The sequence below is a fragment of the Staphylococcus simiae genome (assembly GCF_017357005.1).
Lineage (GTDB): Bacteria > Bacillota > Bacilli > Staphylococcales > Staphylococcaceae > Staphylococcus > Staphylococcus simiae_A.
On record NZ_CP071589.1, the window covers coordinates 2497836 to 2516795 of the forward strand.

Annotated in this window: 14 protein-coding genes; 2 read left to right on the top strand and 12 right to left on the bottom strand. The window is 33.4% G+C overall.

Features of this window, described 5'->3' with window-relative positions; translation table 11 throughout:
• Positions 1-146: 146 nt before the first annotated feature.
• The 6 genes from lqo to betB form a co-directional block, all read right to left on the bottom strand.
• The gene (lqo, locus tag J3R86_RS11595) at positions 147-1643 is read right to left on the bottom strand and encodes an L-lactate dehydrogenase (quinone) (RefSeq protein ID WP_207517434.1); all 1497 of its coding nucleotides are present in this window, start codon (positions 1641-1643) and stop codon (positions 147-149) included.
• Between the two features lie 356 nt (positions 1644-1999).
• Entirely contained in the window at positions 2000-3595 is a 1596-nt protein-coding gene (mbcS, locus tag J3R86_RS11600) for an acyl-CoA synthetase MbcS (protein ID WP_207517435.1), read from the bottom strand.
• Positions 3596-3913: 318 nt separating this feature from the next.
• A complete protein-coding gene (locus J3R86_RS11605; protein ID WP_207518559.1) occupies positions 3914-4372 on the bottom strand; it encodes an antibiotic biosynthesis monooxygenase family protein in 459 nt (152 codons plus the stop codon).
• 157 nt (positions 4373-4529) lie between these two features.
• A complete protein-coding gene (locus J3R86_RS11610; protein WP_207518560.1) occupies positions 4530-4739 on the bottom strand; it encodes a sterile alpha motif-like domain-containing protein in 210 nt (69 codons plus the stop codon).
• Between the two features lie 335 nt (positions 4740-5074).
• Entirely contained in the window at positions 5075-6781 is a 1707-nt protein-coding gene (gene betA, locus J3R86_RS11615) for a choline dehydrogenase (protein WP_207517436.1), read from the bottom strand.
• A 148-nt stretch (positions 6782-6929) separates the two neighbouring features.
• Positions 6930-8420 (bottom strand): betaine-aldehyde dehydrogenase, encoded by a 1491-nt coding sequence (gene betB / locus J3R86_RS11620; RefSeq protein ID WP_207517437.1) that lies wholly within the window; start codon positions 8418-8420, stop codon positions 6930-6932.
• A gap of 254 nt (positions 8421-8674) precedes the next feature.
• Between betB and cudC the strand changes: the two genes are divergently transcribed.
• Positions 8675-9241 (top strand): choline uptake/conversion transcriptional regulator CudC, encoded by a 567-nt coding sequence (gene cudC, locus J3R86_RS11625; protein ID WP_207518561.1) that lies wholly within the window; start codon positions 8675-8677, stop codon positions 9239-9241.
• A gap of 51 nt (positions 9242-9292) precedes the next feature.
• Here the strand turns inward: cudC and J3R86_RS11630 are convergent, their stop codons facing one another.
• From J3R86_RS11630 to J3R86_RS11645, 4 genes are all read right to left on the bottom strand, one after another.
• Positions 9293-10915: a BCCT family transporter gene (locus tag J3R86_RS11630; protein ID WP_207517438.1), complete on the bottom strand. Its 1623-nt coding sequence runs from the start codon at positions 10913-10915 to the stop codon at positions 9293-9295.
• 660 nt (positions 10916-11575) lie between these two features.
• On the bottom strand, positions 11576-12112 hold the full coding sequence (gene nrdG, locus J3R86_RS11635; protein ID WP_207517439.1) for an anaerobic ribonucleoside-triphosphate reductase activating protein: 537 nt from the start codon (positions 12110-12112) through the stop codon (positions 11576-11578).
• The gene (gene nrdD, locus J3R86_RS11640) at positions 12112-13959 is read right to left on the bottom strand and encodes an anaerobic ribonucleoside-triphosphate reductase (protein WP_207517440.1); all 1848 of its coding nucleotides are present in this window, start codon (positions 13957-13959) and stop codon (positions 12112-12114) included. Before nrdD ends, nrdG begins: the two co-directional genes overlap by 1 nt.
• A 231-nt stretch (positions 13960-14190) precedes the next feature.
• Positions 14191-15561 (bottom strand): CitMHS family transporter, encoded by a 1371-nt coding sequence (locus J3R86_RS11645; RefSeq protein WP_207517441.1) that lies wholly within the window; start codon positions 15559-15561, stop codon positions 14191-14193.
• Positions 15562-15895: 334 nt separating this feature from the next.
• Between J3R86_RS11645 and J3R86_RS11650 the strand changes: the two genes are divergently transcribed.
• Positions 15896-16135, top strand: a complete 240-nt coding sequence (locus J3R86_RS11650) for a hypothetical protein (RefSeq protein WP_207517442.1) — start codon at positions 15896-15898, stop codon at positions 16133-16135.
• Between the two features lie 224 nt (positions 16136-16359).
• Here J3R86_RS11650 and J3R86_RS11655 read toward each other — a convergent pair whose 3' ends face one another.
• Together J3R86_RS11655 and J3R86_RS11660 are read right to left on the bottom strand one after the other, a co-directional pair.
• Positions 16360-16968: an NAD(P)-binding protein gene (locus J3R86_RS11655; protein ID WP_207517443.1), complete on the bottom strand. Its 609-nt coding sequence runs from the start codon at positions 16966-16968 to the stop codon at positions 16360-16362.
• Between the two features lie 56 nt (positions 16969-17024).
• Positions 17025-18923, bottom strand: coding sequence for an assimilatory sulfite reductase (NADPH) flavoprotein subunit (locus J3R86_RS11660; RefSeq protein WP_207517444.1), 1899 nt, complete (start codon positions 18921-18923; stop codon positions 17025-17027).
• Positions 18924-18960: the final 37 nt, after the last annotated feature.

Consider the following 18960-nt stretch of genomic DNA (forward strand, 5'->3'; position numbering starts at 1 on the left):
TCTTTTCTATATATATGTATAGTAACGATTGATAAATTCAATGAACAGTATAACGACTTTGCTATTACTATAAACCAATAGATAAATAAAAAAAGACCCACACAAGTATTACTTTGCTTGTGTGGACCCTTATAATTTATGAAGAATTAGTCGTTATAGTAACCTAATTCTAAGTCTTTTGAAGTTTGTTTACGGATTTTTCTCATTAATTTTTCATCTGTAATTAATGATTCACCATAAGATGGTATCATTTTCTTAATTTTTGGTTCCCATTCAGCTTTATATTCAGGGAAGTTACGTTCTAATACTTCTAACGCAACAGATACTGAAGTTGAAGCTCCTGGTGATTCACCTAATAAAGCAATTACAGTATGGTCTTGTGAGTTAACTACCTCTGTACCAAATTGGATATACCCTTTACCGTGCTCAGGTGAATCTTTAATAACTTGAACACGTTTACCAGCAGTGTATAATTGCCAATCTTCATCACGTGCTTCTGGATAGAATGTACGTAAATGATTCATGCAACCTTCTTTAGTCATAATTACTTGATCAAATGAATATTTGATTAAAGGTAAGTTTTTAACTGCTGCTGCTAATAATGTTGTAATGTTATATGGTTTAACTGACTTGAACAAGTCTAAGTTTGAACCATTTTTTAAGAATTTAGGTCCAACATTGGCAAATGGTCCAAATAATAATGTTCTTTGACCATCAATATAACGTGTATCTAAATGAGGTACAGTCATTGGTGGTGTACCAGGTGGTTCTTTACCATAAACTTTGGCATCATGTTGTTCAATAACTTGTGGATTTGTACAAGCTAAGAATTGACCACTAATTGGGAATCCACCTAAATGTTTACTTTCAGGGATACCAGTTTTTTGTAGTAATGGAATTGCTCCACCACCAGCACCAATAAATACATAATCAGTCACTTGTTTAAATGTTTCGCCGTTATTACGGTTTTTAACAGTTACTTCCCATTGTCCATTAGATAATTGTTCAAAATCAACCACTTCATGATTATATTGAACTGTTGCATTTGGATGTTTTTCGATGCTTATAGCCATTTTACGTGTTAATTCACCGAAGTTTACATCTGTACCTTCGTCAATTTTACTAGCCGCCATAATACCAGGATTACTTTCGCGACCTTTCATCATTAATGGAATCCATTTTTTCATTACTTCGATATCTTCTGTATATTCGATATCTTCAAACATTGGGAAAGCTTTCATTGCTTCGTAACGATCTTTTAAGAATTTAACGTTGTTTTTACCTCTTACATAACTAATGTGTGGTAAAGGATTAATAAATTCTCGTGGATTTTCGATACTGCCACTTTTAACTAAATGTCCCCAAAATTGTTTGGAAATTTCAAATTCTTCGTTAATTTCTTTAGCTTTTTCAATGTCGATTGAGCCATCAGGTTGTTGCACTGTATAGTTTAATTCACATAAAGCTGCATGTCCTGTACCAGCATTATTTCTTTCATTTGAACTTTCAATAGCTGGACGATCCAAACGTTCATACATATGAATATTCCAATCTGGTTCAATTTCTTTTAACATTGAACCAAACGTTGTGCTAAGTACACCGGCTCCAATTAAAACGATGTCTTTACTATTAGACTTAGCCATTGGTTTCACCTCTCCAAAATTGTAAAAGTGTATCATCATTATGAAAATGATATCCGACTCACATATTTATTTAAATAATGATTGAATATAGTTTCATTATAACTTTGATACGCTACCAAAATATGATTATTAGTACTTACATCTATATGTTAAATCAGGATGTAGCAAATGTAAATTATAATTATTCGTTAGGTTTAAAATATATTATTTCTGTTATTAATCTTACGTTTATATCTTAATTGTAAATCATTTATTTATCGTAATACGATATCATATGATTAATTCTTCAGATGATTTTATTATTTACTTTAAAGTGAACTAAGCAGTAATATGTTAACTTTAAAATTACTTAAATATTATTGTTCATTGTTTTGTTGTTGATATTTAGCTAGTTCAGCATCACGTAATTCAACACGACGGATTTTACCAGAGTTAGTCTTAGGTAGGTCTTCAACAAATTCTATTTCACGAGGATATTTATATGGTGCTACCTCATTTTTAACAAATTGTTGTAACTCTTTTACTAAAGTATCTTCTGCAGTGTATCCTGGTTGTAAAATAACAAATGCTTTCACAATATTACCTCGAATATCATGTGGTTTAGCCACAACAGCACACTCTTTAACTGCAGGATGGTTAGTTAGAGCATCTTCAACTTCAAAAGGCCCTATAGTATAACCAGAGCTAATAATGATGTCATCACGGCGACCTTCAAACCAGAAATAGCCATCTTCATCGATATGAGCTAAATCTCCTGTGATATAATATGTTCCTGCTTGAGCTTTAGCTGTACGTTCAGGTTCTTTATAATAGCCCTTAAATAGCGCAGGAAGATCAAGTGGTACAGCAATGTTTCCTTTCGTATTAGCAGGTACTTCATTTCCATCATCATCAACCACTGTAACATAACTTCCAGGAATACCTTTACCCATTGAGCCAATTCGTTGTGGTGTATCTTTTAAGAATCCTATTAATAACGTACTTTCAGTTTGACCGTAACCATCTCTAACTGTAATATTAAAATGTTTGTTAAACTGTTCTACAACTTCACGATTCAAAGGTTCACCTGCTGACACAGCACTGTGAAGGTGTGATAAATCATATTGCTCTAAATTTTGTAGTTTAGCCATCATACGATATTCCGTTGGTGTACAACATAAAACATTAATTTCATAACGTTGTAACAATGTTAAGTAGGTTTCCGGACTAAATCTACCATTAAAGACAAAAGCCGTAGCTCCTGAACCTAATACTGATAAAAATGGACTCCATAGCCATTTTTGCCAACCTGGTGCTGCAGTTGCCCATACTAAGTCGTCTTCTTTAATACATAGCCAATGTTTAGGTGCCATTTGTAAATGCGCAAATCCCCATCCATGTGAATGTGTCACCGCTTTAGGATTACCAGTAGTTCCTGAAGTATAAGAAAGAATAGCCATATCATCTCTAGAAGTGTTAGCTGCCTCTAAAGTATCACTAGCTTGTTCTTTTTCTTCATCTAAATTAATCCAATCATTTTTTTGACCAGCTACTACGAATTTAATTAAATCATTGTATTCTTTAATATCTTCAAATTCTTTTGTAAATGGTTCATATACCATAACTGCATCAATTTCACCATGTGTAATACGATATTGTAAATCTTTAGTTCTTAACATTTCTGAACATGGAATAATGGCAATGCCTAATTTTAATGCTGCAATATACAACTCATATGTAGCAATCGTACGTGGCATCATAATGATAATTTTGTCGCCTTTAGATAAACCATGACTTTTTAAGACATTACCAACCTTATTAGCTTGTTGTATTAATTGTTGATACGTTACAGTGATATCTTCACCATCTGTATTATGATATAAAATTGCCTTTTTAGTAGGGTTATTACTATATTTTTCAATTTCTGAGACAATATTATATTGTTCAGGTGCAAATAAATCTGCTTTTTGCATTTTTAACTTCCTTTCATACGTTCACTTAATTCTATAATTAAATCATTATAGATGAATTATGTCTATCATACGCCTAGTTTTGCAGAATTTTCAATTAAATAGGTTAAAAAACACTATCTACAAGTTATTAAATTAGGCAAATTAATTTAAAAACAGCAATCTCTTAAGTAATAATATTTATCACTTAAGATGATTGCTGTTCTTTTGTTTAAATTTAGCTATGCCATTTCAACCTCAAAGCTAATATCTATTAATTGTAATGTCTCAAATCAACTAAGTTAAATCTTTATTAATATCATCATAACGCTTACTTTGATGTTAATGTTGGTGATACAATTCTAAATCTGCAAGTTCTATTCTAACATTATATGATAATTCGCGATTAACAACTTTAAAGTCAACGCCTTTTTTAGTTCCCCTATTTTTATGTGTTTCAGCATATTCAGCAGAATTTTGCCAGTTGTAAAATGCTTGTCGGTCTTGCCATAATGTCACAATAATATAATGTCTTCCCGCTTCTTTAGGTCTTAAAAATCTTAGTGCTCTAAATCCTTCAACATCTTGTAAATGTTTATTTCTCTGCAAGAATTTTTGTTCAAAAACTTCCTCTGTACCACTATTTACATATAAATGATTTAACACACAAAACGTATCATTCGATAACGTGTCTATACTTTCAAGTATTTCATAATATTGTATATCATTATTTTTATTTATCGTTATGTAGTCATCAAATTCCTCAATAACATATGCTTTAAACTTATCATATATTTTCATCATTCATTCCTTCATTTCATTGTAAGATATCATGCTTTAATACTGTATTATTCCCGAATTTAAAAAATAGCAATCATACGACGAACATTAAATGGTGATAATGTGTCTCATACGTTGCTACTTCTATCTGTTCATTTATTTATAATTATAAATCAAGTTATTTAATTTCATCATATAAAGAGAGAGAACGTTTTACTATTTCTAAAAAACTATGATCTAGATTTGTCATTTGATGAAAATAAGATAAAATATTTTCCGCTATTTTCTCTTGTTTAGGAAACTTGTCATCTTGCTTCACCCAAGTTGCTAAATCACCTAATGGGGTCTTATCATTAACAAAGCCCAGTATATATTCATAAAAAGTCATCATATTCCTTCTCTCTAGCTTATTGCTCATTCAATCCTAACATGAAAAAGACTATAAAACATCAAATTTTGACAAATTATTGAATGTTTTTCACGCACAATATTTTCCAACTTCAAGATACATTGCACTAAGCATTCATTTCCATCAATGTTGAGCTTTTTTCACTACATATTCTAACGGTTTAATAATCATTGAATTTGACTAAAATAAGAAAAAGAGAGCCTAAGTTTATTCAACCATGAAGTGTATCCCAAAAGTTAGATTTTAGGTCTATCTTTTGAGGTTCACGTCACCATTTAAACATAGGCTCCCTTGTGATGTTATATTACTATTTATTATGCATAAGGTTTATTGTCTAGCGCACCTTCATGTTCATCATGAACACCATGCTTATAATAATCGACATATTGTGGTGCTAATGGTTTTCTACCACGAATAATGTCTGCTGCTTTTTCAGCTAACATTAATACTGGCGCATGTATATTACCATTCGTTGTACGCGGCATTGCCGAAGCATCAACGACACGTAAATTTTCCATACCATGCACTTTCATTGTTAATGGGTCAACTACAGCCATTGGATCTGATGCTGGGCCCATTTTAGCACTACATGATGGATGTAATGCTGTTTCGCCATCGCGACGTACCCAATCCAATATTTCTTCATCTGTTTGAACTTCAGGTCCTGGTGAAATTTCTCCACCATTAAATGGATCCAAGGCGGGTTGATTTAAAATATTTCTAGCTACTTTAATTGCTTCAACCCATTCACGTTTATCTTCCTCTGTAGATAGATAGTTAAAACGGATACTTGGTTTTTCAAATGGATCTTTAGATTTAATTTTCAAACTACCTCTAGAGTTAGAATACATTGGACCAACATGTACTTGATAGCCATGAGCAACAGGTGCTTTTTGTCCATCATATCTAACTGCTATAGGTAAAAAGTGGAACATTAAGTTTGGATAAGCAACATCATTATTCGATCTCACAAATCCGCCACCTTCAAAATGGTTAGATGCTGCTGCACCTGTGCGAGTGAATATCCACTGTAACCCTATCAATGGCATACGTTTGACATCTAAACTCGGTTGTAAAGACACTGGCTGTTTACATTGATGCTGAATATATACTTCTAGATGATCTTCAAAATTCTCACCAACACCAGGTAAATGCACGCGTGGTTCAATACCTTTCGATTTTAAAAATTCTGAATCACCAATACCTGATAGTTGTAATAATTGTGGTGTGTTAAAAGCACCACCTGACAATATTACTTCTTTAGCATTAACAGTGTGTAATTTACCGTTTTTCTTATATGTAACGCCTGTTGCTCTTCGTCCTTCATAATTAATTTGTGTGACAAAAGCACGTGTTTCCACTGTTAAATTTTTACGCTTCATTGCTGGATGCAAGTAGGCACGCGAAGCCGACATACGACGACCACGATGAACTTGACTGTCAAATGGCCCAAAACCTTCCTGCCTGAAACCATTAACATCTGGCGTCTTATGATAACCTGCTTCGACACCTGCATCAAAGAATGCTTGGAACAAAGGATTTGTGGCAGGACCACGTTTTAATTTAATCGGACCATCATGACCTCTATACTTATCATACGGTGCCGCACCATAAGTCGTTTCCAATTTTTTAAAATATGGAAGACAGTGTGCAAAGTCCCACGTTTCCATACCTTCAGGTTCAGCCCATCCTTCATAATCCATAGGATTACCTCGTTGATATATCATACCATTGATTGAACTTGATCCACCAAGTACCTTACCTCTAGCATGAGCTACTTTACGTCCTCCCATATGTGGTTCTTCATCAGTTGAATAAATCCAATCATAAAATTTATTACCTGAAGGAAACATTAATGCTGCAGGCATTTGTATAAATAAATCCCAAAAGTAATCACTACGCCCAGCTTCTAAAACTAATACTTCTTTATCTTTGTCTTCACTTAGTCGATTGCCTAGCACTGACCCTGCACTTCCGCCACCAATGATGACATAATCATATGATTTATTGTTATTACTCATAGTTATGACCTCCAAAGTTTATATTTAATAAGCGAGCGTTGTTACACTCCTATAACGATCTATATTTCAGACATAAAATAAGGTAAGACATAATAAAGTGAGTGTCTTGTTATTGTTACAATGGCACTCACTTTATCTAGTTTTTTCTTTATTGACCGAACCAATGAATCACTTGTGGATTAGTGTTAGTTAAAATATGTTTAGACACCAAGTACTCTTCTAATCCTTCTTTTCCTAATTCGCGACCAATACCTGATTGTTTATAACCACCCCAAGGTGCTTGAGCAAAATAAGGATGGAAATCATTAATCCATACTGTACCCAATTTCAATTTATTAGCCACGCGTTGTGCTTTGCCAATATCTTGTGAAAAAACAGCACCAGCAAGTCCATAAATTGAATCATTTGCTAACTGAACTGCTTGTTGTTCATCTTCAAATCCTTCAATCGTTACGACTGGACCAAATACTTCTTCTTGAACAATTCTCATAGATGTGTCGCAATTAGTAATGACAGTAGGTTCAAAGAACAATCCTGCTTGTAAATCTTCTCTATCAGGACGTTTACCTCCTATTGCAATTGTGGCACCCTCTCGTTTAGCGATATCCATGTAATTTTCAATCTTTTGACGATGCTCAGTTGAAATCACTGGCCCCATTTCAGTATCTTTGTCGAACCCATTACCCAGTTTTATTTTTTTTACTCGCTCAATCAATGCTTGTTCAAATTGTTCTTTTATACTATTGTGCACTATAATTCTTGAACCTGCTGAGCATACTTGTCCTGCGTGGAAATAACCGCCATTTAATGCTTGGTCGACTGCTAACTCAAAATCTGCATCTTCAAAAATAATATTAGGATTTTTACCGCCGAGTTCTAAAGCTACGTTTGTAACATTGTTAGCTGCATTCTTCATAATATGTTTACCAGTTTCAATACCACCAGTGAATGATACGAGATCTACTTCTTGATGACCTGATAATACATCGCCTACTTCGGAACCAGCACCTAAAATCAAGTTAATACTACCTTTAGGGAAACCAACTTCCTCCATTAATTCAAAAACTCGAATCGTTGTTAATGGTGTGATTTCGCTAGGTTTCATTACTAATGAACATCCTGTTGCTAACGCTGGCGCTATCTTCCATGAAGCCTGTAACAAAGGGTAGTTCCAAGGTGTGATTTGCGTCACTACACCTACAGGTTCTTTCACCACTTTACTTTCTGTATTGGCAATTGGAGAATCAATGATTTCTCCCCCTTCTTTATCTGCCAATCCAGCAAAATACATAAAGACGTTATGAATATCATCCATATCTGCATAGGATTCCTCAAGTGTTTTACCAGTATCTAACGTTTCCAGTTGCGCTAGTTCTTCACGATGTTCTTTAATCTTATCAGCGACGGCTCTTACTTTATTACCTCGAGTTTCAGCTGTCTGTTGCGACCACTCTCCAGACTCAAAAGCACATCTAGCTGCTAAAATTGCACGTTCAGCATCTTCTTTAGTGCCCTCTGCAACTTGAAATATCACTTCTTGATTATAAGGATTGATGATATCTCTCGTGTTGTTATTAGAGCTGTCAACCCACTCTCCATCTATAAATTGACGTTGAGATAATTGTTTTACAAGTTCCATTCAACAACCTCCGTTAAGTTTGTTAAATTTATATTTAACGAATTTTTCAAAGTTATGTTAGCATAGAATTATAAATTGTGTCAATTTACAAAACATTTTTATGTTGATGCTTTTCTTAATTTGCAATATTTATTTTCCTGAAAATTTTATTATGAAAATTATAATTATTTATACTGTCTTTTTAAGTAAAAAGTCTTATAATGTATTAATATTTGCTATAATATGACACAAAATGATGTTAGGTAGGTGCAATGATGACTCGTTCAAATAACAACCAACAGCAATTAGAACAAGCAAAAGATATTGTCATAAATTCTATTGGTCAAACAATGGATTTATACGGTACTAATAGAAGTGTAGGAAATTTATACGGTACAATGGTCTTCGAAGGTAGTATGACGCTTGATGAAATGCGTCATCAATTGCAAATGAGTAAACCCAGTATGAGTGCGGGTGTAAAGAAATTGCAGGAATTTGATATCGTTAGACAACAATTTACACGTGGTAGTCGTAAGCAACATTTTATAGCTGAGAAAGATTTCTTCATCTTTTTTAGAAACTTTTTTGCTAAAAAATTTCAACGTGAAATTGATATTAATGTTGAAGCCGTTCAAGATGCACAAGCAATTATTAACCCTCTGCTACATCGTGAAGATTTAACTGATTCCGAAATAGCAGAAGCACAAAATATCAAAGCACAACTTGATCATACACAAATTTATTATGACTGGTTAGAACAATTAACAACAGCCATTGAAAGTGGAGATATTTTCAAATATTTTCCAATACCAGAGGCCAATTCACAAAGTGATAATAAATAATAAAAGCGAGAAATTGGGACAGGCAGACTGACCAACTTCTCGCTTTTTATCTTATAAATTATCGTCTTGTTCTTTTTCAGAAACTTGAATAATTCTTAATGATCGACGTTCTACTTCTTTTAATTTTTCTGCACGTGTTTCCAATTTAATTCTATCGCGACCTAAAATAATTAAGAACGATATCATCATAAAGATAAATATAACTATCAGAGGCACACTAGCTAACACAGACGCAGTCTTCAATACCTCTAGTGCACGTTCTCCACCAACTAACATTAATGAAAATGGTAATAAACATAACGCAAATGCCCAAAATAGTCTATTAGCTCTTAATGGCTCTCCAACTACTTTTTTCTGTGAAGCAGCTGCCAAAATATATGATCCAGAATCAAAAGTTGTTGCTAAAAATAGAAAAGCAGATATTAAAAATAAGACAATCATTAGTGATGGGAACGGTAAATGATGTACTACTTCAATAATTGTGGCTTCGGTACCGTGCGTATTTAAATAACCTGTCACATTAAATTGTCCAGAAATTTGTAAATATACGGCATAGTTACCGAAGATACCGAAGAACAAGACACAACCTAATGTCCCATAGATAATTGTTCCTAGTATGACTTCTTTCAAACGTCGACCTTTAGAGATTCGAGCAATAAATAAGCCGATAAATGGTGCATAAACAAGCCACCAAGACCAATAGAATATCGTCCAATCTTGTGGGAAATTTGTCTCTTTACGCCCATTAATACCTCCGAAAGGTTCTAACCAAGTGGCCATATGGAAAAAGTCTCTTAACATATTACCGAAACCAGTAACAGTCGTCTCCATTATGAACACAGTTGGTCCTACAATAAAAACAAAAGCTAATAAAATAAACGATAACCAAACATTGACGTCACTTAGCTTTTGAATACCTTTTTTTAGGCCAGTATATGAACTAATGGCGAAAATAACCGTAATAGTTAATAAAATTGCCGAACGTAAAATCATGTTACTACCATCTAAACCTGTTAAACGTTCAATACCAGCAGAAATGAGTGGTACACCTAACGCAAGCGATGTTGCCGCACCGCCTAGCAAGCCGAAAATAAATAATATATCTACAACTTTACCTAACAATTTATCAGTTTGTCCTTTTAAAATTGGTCGACAAGCCTGACTTATTTTGTATACAGGTTGTTTCTTTACAAATACTAAGTAACCAATCGGTAATGCAGGTAACACATATATTGCCCAGGCAATAGGTCCCCAATGGAACATACCGTATTGTGTAGCAAATTGTAATGCTTCATCACTCATACTTTTAGCACCGTTGGGTGGAACTTGATAATAGAAAGCCCACTCTATCACGCCCCAGTACAGAATATCCGAACCAATACCAGCACAAAATAACATTGCTGCCCATGTAAATGTATTAAATTCAGGAGTATCAGTAGCTTTACCAAGCGTTACATTACCATATTTTCCAAATGCGATATACATCACAAAACAGAAGATCGCCAGTCCCATAAATAAATATATCGAACCAATTGAATTAGAAATGGCACTATTAATTCCAGTAATTATATCTTCACTTGCTTTAGGAAATGCCATCATAGGAATAACTGCAAAAAGAAGTACAGCAACTGTACCTATGAAGGTCGTCCAGTCCATAACTCTCTTTTTTTTCAATTGTGCTCCCCCTAATTATTAAATTTGATGAATCTGTCGTTGATTGCTTCCACTATGTAATAATTATCATGATTCACAAAATTGACAATAACGAATATTAAATAATAATGCAAATTACATACAGTTTTAAAATCGTCTTTATTGAATATTTATATAATTTTAAGGGGTATTTAAGAAATTTTTTTAGCTCTAATACAGTTGTGTAAAGTTTGGATTTAACGTATTTAATATATTTTTCTATTGTCGTAATTTGTATATTTATACACAAATAAATTATTTTTATTTATTTTTAGTGAGTAATGATAGGACAGTCTTCCCTCTCACTTAATTGATTTTTTGATAACTTATTTACATTATTTATTAAAAGTAATTTCTTAATTTATCTCGGCATAATTTACACTAATATTGGAACAACATAATCTTATTTGACTGATTTTTGCTTTGATTTTATAACCACATTTTGAATAGGAAATGCACAACAATAAAAAATGAGACGGAATGACAATAATTTTTCTGGAAATTATTGTGTCATTCCATCCCAACAAGACTTAATATGGTGATAAAACGTTGTATTATTTAATGTTTTATAAGTTAGACAGTTATTGCCAACGCAGCATAATAAGTAAAAAGTTTTCATACTACGCCTTCTAATGTGATCGATTAACTAACAATATACTCAACCATCTTGTCAGACATTAATGACTGTTGAACATCAATGATGCGTTGATTTAACGAACCTTTGTAAGGTAAGTTAGGTTGATATAAATGTTGTATAAATAAGCCATCTATTAACACATCTATTAAGCTCAACATATCATATCGCTGATCGTAATCTCGTACTAAATATTCGTATAAGAATCCTGTCCAAACCCAAATCGTTTTAGAATATCCAAAACGTTGTCTAAATGCTTGAACAAGTTTCAAACTAATATCCAAATTACAAAATGGTTCGCCACCAAGTATACTCAATCCTGAAATGTACGATTGATCACAATAATCTAATATTTCTTCCAATATTGCTGGTGAAAATGGCTCTCCATATGTAAATTTTTGTGCAGCTTTGTTATAGCATCCTAAACAGTTAAAAGGGCATCCCGATACATATACACTACAACGTACACCTTCACCATCTACAAAGCTATGCGTTTCTATTTTAGCAATATAGCCTTGTCCAGTTTTAATATCTAATATCGACATTATTTCGGTGCCTTCATGTGTTTAACACGTGCACACATTTCTTGATATCTTCCTTTGATTACAGGACGTTGCACTGGATTGCCCAAATAGCCGCAAGTACGCTTAACGACATCAACTGTTTTAGGATTATGATTGCCACAATGTGGACATTGATAACCTTGTGCTGTGGTATCAAAGTCTCCATCAAAACCACACTCATAACAATGATCTATTGGAATATTAGTACCTAAATAACCCACTTTATCATATGAATAATCCCATACCGCTTCTAGCGCTTTCAAGTTATGGTTCAGTTTAGGATACTCACAATAATGAATAAAACCACCACTGGCATAATATGGATATTCTTTTTCAAAATCTAATTTTTCAAATGGTGTTACATCTTTCCGTACATCATAATGAAATGAATTTTGATAATAACCTTTGTCAGTAATGTCTGGAATATCTCCAAATCGCTGCTGATCTAAACGACAAAAGCGATCAGTTAAAGACTCACTTGGTGTGCTATAAACACTAAACCATACATCATAACGTGACGTCCACATCAACTGATATCGTTTCATTTCTTTTAAAATTTCTAACGTGAAATCTTTAGCTTCTTTAGACGTTTCCCAGTCGGGTCCATAAAAGACTGTTGCTGCTTCATATAAACCAATATACCCCATTGAAATCGTTGCGCGTTGATTGTCAAATAATCTCGACACGCTGTCATCTTCTGACAATTTATATTTAAATGCCCCACTTTTATACAAAATAGGTGCATTATTAGGGACTGCATCTTTAAGTCGTTGAATACGATAAAGTAATGCATCATGTAATACTTCCATACGTTCATAAAAAATTTCCCAAAAGCGTGTCATATCACCTTTTGATTCTATCGCTATTCTCGGTATGTTTAGTGTTACTACACCAAGATTACAACGTCCACTATTTTCAAACTGACCTTTGTCATCTTTCCAACTTGGTAAAAATGAGCGACAACCCATTGGCGCTTTAAAATCACCTAAAATATCTACTAACGTATCGTAGTTTAAAATGTCTGGGTACATTCTTTTAGTCGCACATTCTAATGCTAATTGCTTAATATCATAATTAGGATCTTGCGCACTAAAGTTAATCCCTTTTTTGATTGAAAAAACTAACTTCGGAAAAATTGCTGTCGTACGATCTTTGCCTAAACCTTTAATACGTGTATGTAATATCGCTTGCTGTATTTTACGACTAAGTTTATCAGTACCTAACCCAAATCCTAATGTAACAAATGGCGTTTGACCATTCGATGTATATAACGTATTAATTTCATACTCCAAACTTTCAATAGCATCATTAATATCTTGCGTCACTTGTTGTTCAACATATAATTCTATTTCAGTTTCTTTAACAAATTGTTTAGCTACTTGTCTATGTCTTTGTTCATTATACTTGGCGTATGTACTTAATAGTTCATCAACCCGATCAACTGTACATCCACCATATTGACTACTTGAGACATTGGCAATAATTTGCACGAGTTGTGCTGATGCTGTCTGTATAGATTTAGGTGATGTTACATTGGCATTTCCTATGTTAAATCCATTCTGCAACATATCTTGTGCATCTATTAAACAACAATTAGTGAGCGGTTGAAATGGATGGTAATCTAAATCATGAAAATGTATGTCACCATTTTGATGTGCTTGGGCAACATGTTTAGGTAACAAATAGTTTAGAGCATATGATTTGGAAACAATTCCTGCAGTTAAGTCTCTCATTGTTGAAAATGTGTCACTATCTTTATTGGCATTTTCATTAACAATAGTTGGATCTTTAGAAATCAAACCAGTTAACGCTTCTTCGATTTGATTCAAATTTATCACTTCTTTCTATATATGGTGTCTATATCCAAAATAGAACACAATATATAGTATTTCAAATGAGATTCGACCAGTTAACCAAAACGTCAAAAAGTTATTAACAATTGGTGACTTAATTGTAGAACACAATATTTTAAAGTCATAGTTAAATTCAATATCATAGGTTTGTTGTATGATGCTTTTTAAATTCTAATTATTCAGTAGTCTAAACAGTTAATGACAGCTTTAAATAGCTACAACTCCCATTAACATGGCGATAACCAACATGACGATTGCAAATCCCCAAATCCAGAAAAAGGCATATTTAATATATGTTCCCATATTGGCTTCGGCCAATCCAATAGCAAGCCATAACGCAGGTGAGAACGGACTGACAAAAGTTCCAATAATGTTACCAATGACCATGGCATAAGCAGTTGATACTGCAGGTACCCCAAATTGACTCGCTGTCTGTTCAACAATTGGTAATACTGCAAAATAATATGCATCCGTACTTGTTAATAGATCCAAAGGCACACCGAATAGCCCAACAATGACGTGTATATATGGTCCAACTTCAGCTGGAATGATTTTAATAAAGTCTGTAGCAATCGATTTCAACATACCTGTTTCATTTAGCACACCTAAAAACATACCTGCAGCAATAATAACTGTTGCCATCATCAATGCATTAGGCGCATGTGCTTTTAAACGATCCATTTGTTCGTCTACTGATTTAAAGTTAATAATTAGAGCTAACGACACACCTATCATAAATGCAAATTCCGGAGGTGCGATATTCACCAACATTGCGATAATAACTAATAATGTTAATACTACATTGATCCATTTAATATATGGATTATATTTTGCTCTTCCTCTAACAGGAAACTTAATTTCTTGATCTCGTTCGTAAATTTGCACTAATTTATGTATATCAATATCTTGTGTTTCACTTAATTCTCCTCTAGCAATTGCCTTTTTAATACGTTGTTTTTCTCTATATCCTAAATAAGCAGCAAACAACATAACTAAGACGAAACCTATAATTTGAATGGGTATCAAACCATACCATAATTCATTAACACTTTTAGCTTTTAGTACTGTTGCCACACGTGCCATTGGACCACCCCAAGGCACCATATTCATAATTGCCGCACTTAGAGCTAATAACAATATCAATAGGTATTTATTCATATTTAAGGCTTTATATAATGGTAATAATGCTGGTATAGATAGTAAAAATGTGACTGCTCCAGCACCATCTAATTGTGCCAACGTACCAATTAAAGCTGTCATAACACATACAATAATAACGTTACCACGTGTCATAAGTATTAATCTTTTGACAAGTGGTTTAAACAAACCACTATCTGTCATTATGCCAAAGAAGATAATGGCAAAAATGAACATAATAACTACACTCATGACTTGATCTAATCCTTTAGAAAAGAAAGAAACTAAGTCAGAGACACTATAACCTAATATCATTGCTCCAAGACAAGGAATAAGTGTCATACCAACTATTGGACTAATTTTTTGGGCGATGAGTAGTCCTACAATAGAAATAATGATAATAAGCCCCATGATTGTTAACCATAAATGATCCCCGTGCATAATTCGTGCCCCCCTATAACGTTTAACCTATGAAATTTACATAATATTATGAAATTATTTACACCATTGTAACAAAGAAAGGGTGTTGTGTGGAAGCGTTTTCTTGTTTGTATGTGATTAAGTGAATATATGTTCAAGAGAAACAATAGAATCAATAATCTTCAATTAAATTACCGAAAAGCTATTATTAAGTACTCTAGCTTATACTTTTTAGTATTATTAGTATAATATTCTAATGTTTTTGTTTTTTTAATATCATAAATATTATTTTTTATTAACAAAAACATCAAAATAGTATATATTTGAAATAAATAAAAATAAAGGAGGATGCAATATGGCTGAACAACAAAAAGATAATAACACTTTAGTATTTATCATCCTTGGTTGGGTATTTTCAGTTTTATCATTACTTTTCTTACCTATCGTATTCGGACCTGCAGGGGTTGTTTTTGGTGCCTTAACGATTAGTAAAGGTAAAAAAACACATGGTATCATTATTATTGTCGCTGCAATCGTTTTTGCTTTAATCGGTTTTGCATTAGGATATATGATAGCTTCACAGGCAACTGCATAATTCCAACTAACAGATATAACTTATACAACTTAAAATTTTAATATAATATACAAACTGAGGTTTAACACTATTACGCTTGCCATTCCAATTCATCAGACAATTTTTAAATTTAATTGGATGACAATAGCTATTACTAAAAAGCCGACTAAGTTGATACTTACTATCAAAACTTAGTCGGCTTTTTATATATTTAGTTATACTTCTACAATGCACTATCTATTCCTTTACTTTAAGGTTTTTAGCCACTCTAGAAACTGTTGTTGCTTTGCTATATCTAGATACTCTAACTCCGTTATTTGTGTTAATAAACGTTGTTTTTGTTCGTGAGACATATTAAGGCATTTTATTATTTGTCTACTCGTATATAAAAATTGAATAAATGGCGCATAAGATGACGGATATAACACTTTTAATTGCTCTATAATGTATTTAGTTAGTTTGGGGCTTGCACCATCTGTTGAGACACTAATAGATAATCTATCTCTATTAAACGTACTCGGAAAACTAACATCTCCACTCTCTGCTTCACTAGCATGATTGAATAGCGTATGTTTGGGAATAGCTAGTTGAACTTGCCTATTCACTTCAGGTTGATTGGTAGCTGCTACCACAAAGTCTGCATGTTCAACATCGCCAACTTCAAATTGCTTTCTTTTCCAAACAACCTTATGTTGCTTAACTAATACTTGTATAGCGTCATTAATAGTTGGACTAATGACAATAATGTGTTGGCTATAGTTACTTAATGTTTGTGCTTTACGGCTTGCAACCTTGCCACCACCAACAATGATGACTTCTTTATCTGTTAAATCTATCAATAAGGGCATCTTCATCTAGCCATCTAACCTCCATTAACTCATCTTCCAACACTTATAGCTATATCGTCATTTTAATAAACATCTCGTTGATAACGATGCTGTTGCTTCATTTGTCTTAGTACTGTTTCCGCTTCCTCTTGTGAAATATGACGCTCTTTAACCAATACATCTTTAATAGCTTGATGGACATCTTTGGCCATACACTTTTCATCACCACAAATATAAATAGCGGCACCTTGTTCTAACCATTCATTAAATAAATGACTTTGTTCTAATATTTTATGTTGTACATATTCTTTCTGTTCACTATCTCTTGAAAAGGCTAAATCCAAGCGAGATAGATTACCATTGTCAAGCCATTGTTGTAACTCATCTTCATATAAAAAGTCTGTATGTCGGTGTTGTTCACCAAAGAATAACCAAGTTTGGCCAGTTAATCCTAATTCTTCACGTTCTTGTAAGTAAGATCTAAATGGTGCAATACCCGTACCTGGACCAATCATAATCACTGGTATATCTTCGCTAGTAGGAAATTTAAAATTTGCATTTCTCTTCAAATAAATAGGTACCATATCTCCAGGTTTGACTCTTTCAGCAAATTGTACCGAACATACGCCTTTTCTTTGACGTTGATGTGATTGATAACGAACTGTTCCTACAGTTAAGTGTACCTCATCAGGTGTTGCCATAAAGCTACTTGAAATTGAATACTCTCTAGGAGGCAGTTTTCTTAATATATCGGTTAAATTTTCAGGTTGTAATTCTGTAGTTGGAAAATCTGTTAATAAATCAATGAAGTCTCTACCAACTACATATTCTTTAGCCCAATTCTCTTCTTCCATTTGTTCAGTCAACTCATCATTATCGAAATAAAGTTCAGCACTGATTAATAACGGCAATGTCAAGCGCGTAATTTCAAAATGAGTGGTTAAAGCCTCTTCCACACTTAAAGTATCACCATTTGCATTGATTGGTATTTGTGTTTCTGGGTCCCAACCTAACATACTTATTAGTAAGTCGACCATTTGTGGATCATTTTTGGGTAAGACGCCAATACAATCACCAGGATCATATGATTCTCCAAAGTTATCAAGTAGTAACTCTACATGTCTCGTTTCTTTATTGGAACCTTCACCATTGAGGTTATCATTTGCTAATACTTCTGCATAGTATGGGTTAGACTTAGAATATTTCTTTTCTTTCGCTGACTTAATCGATTCACTTATAATAGGTTCGCTTTGTACGTTATTTGCAGTATTATCTATCGTATTAATGACATTAGCCATCCACTTTTCAGCATTTTCTTCATAATCAATATCACAATCCACACGAGGATAAAGTCGTTGTGCACCTAACTTTTCAAGTGCTGTATCTGCATCTTTTCCTGCTTGGCAAAAGAATTCATAAGTTTGATCTCCTAAAGCTAAAACAGAAAAACTGACATGATCTAAACGCGGTGCTTGTTTACTCTCTAAAAAGTCATAAAAATCCCACGCATTGTCTGGTGGATCTCCTTCACCGTGTGTTGAGGTAATAATAAATAAATTTTCGACTTGTGCTACTTTCGTTGTATCAAAATCATCCATCGCATTTAACGTCACTTGATGACCAATATCAATTAAACGATCAGTAAAAATTTCTGCTAAGTTCATTGCATTACCAGATTCTGTACCGTATAAAACTGTAATATGACTACCATTTGCTTTAATGTGAGGCTCTTTCTTTTCTAACATATGCGCTGTTTCTGATTGTATTGCACTTTGCTGTTGGCTATTCAATGGTGTTACGTTATTGGATAACTCTCCTTCATCAGTTGACGTAGAAGACTGACCATCACCCTCCATTATTTGCTCGTTTAATAAATAGCCACTTAACCAATGTTTTTGTTCACTAGATAATGACTGTATCAATGTATTCAATTCATCAGCTTGTGAAGCTGTAAAAGGACTATTACTAGCATTTAATTTCAATCTTACTCACCTCTATTAAATTGTAACTATCATTTTC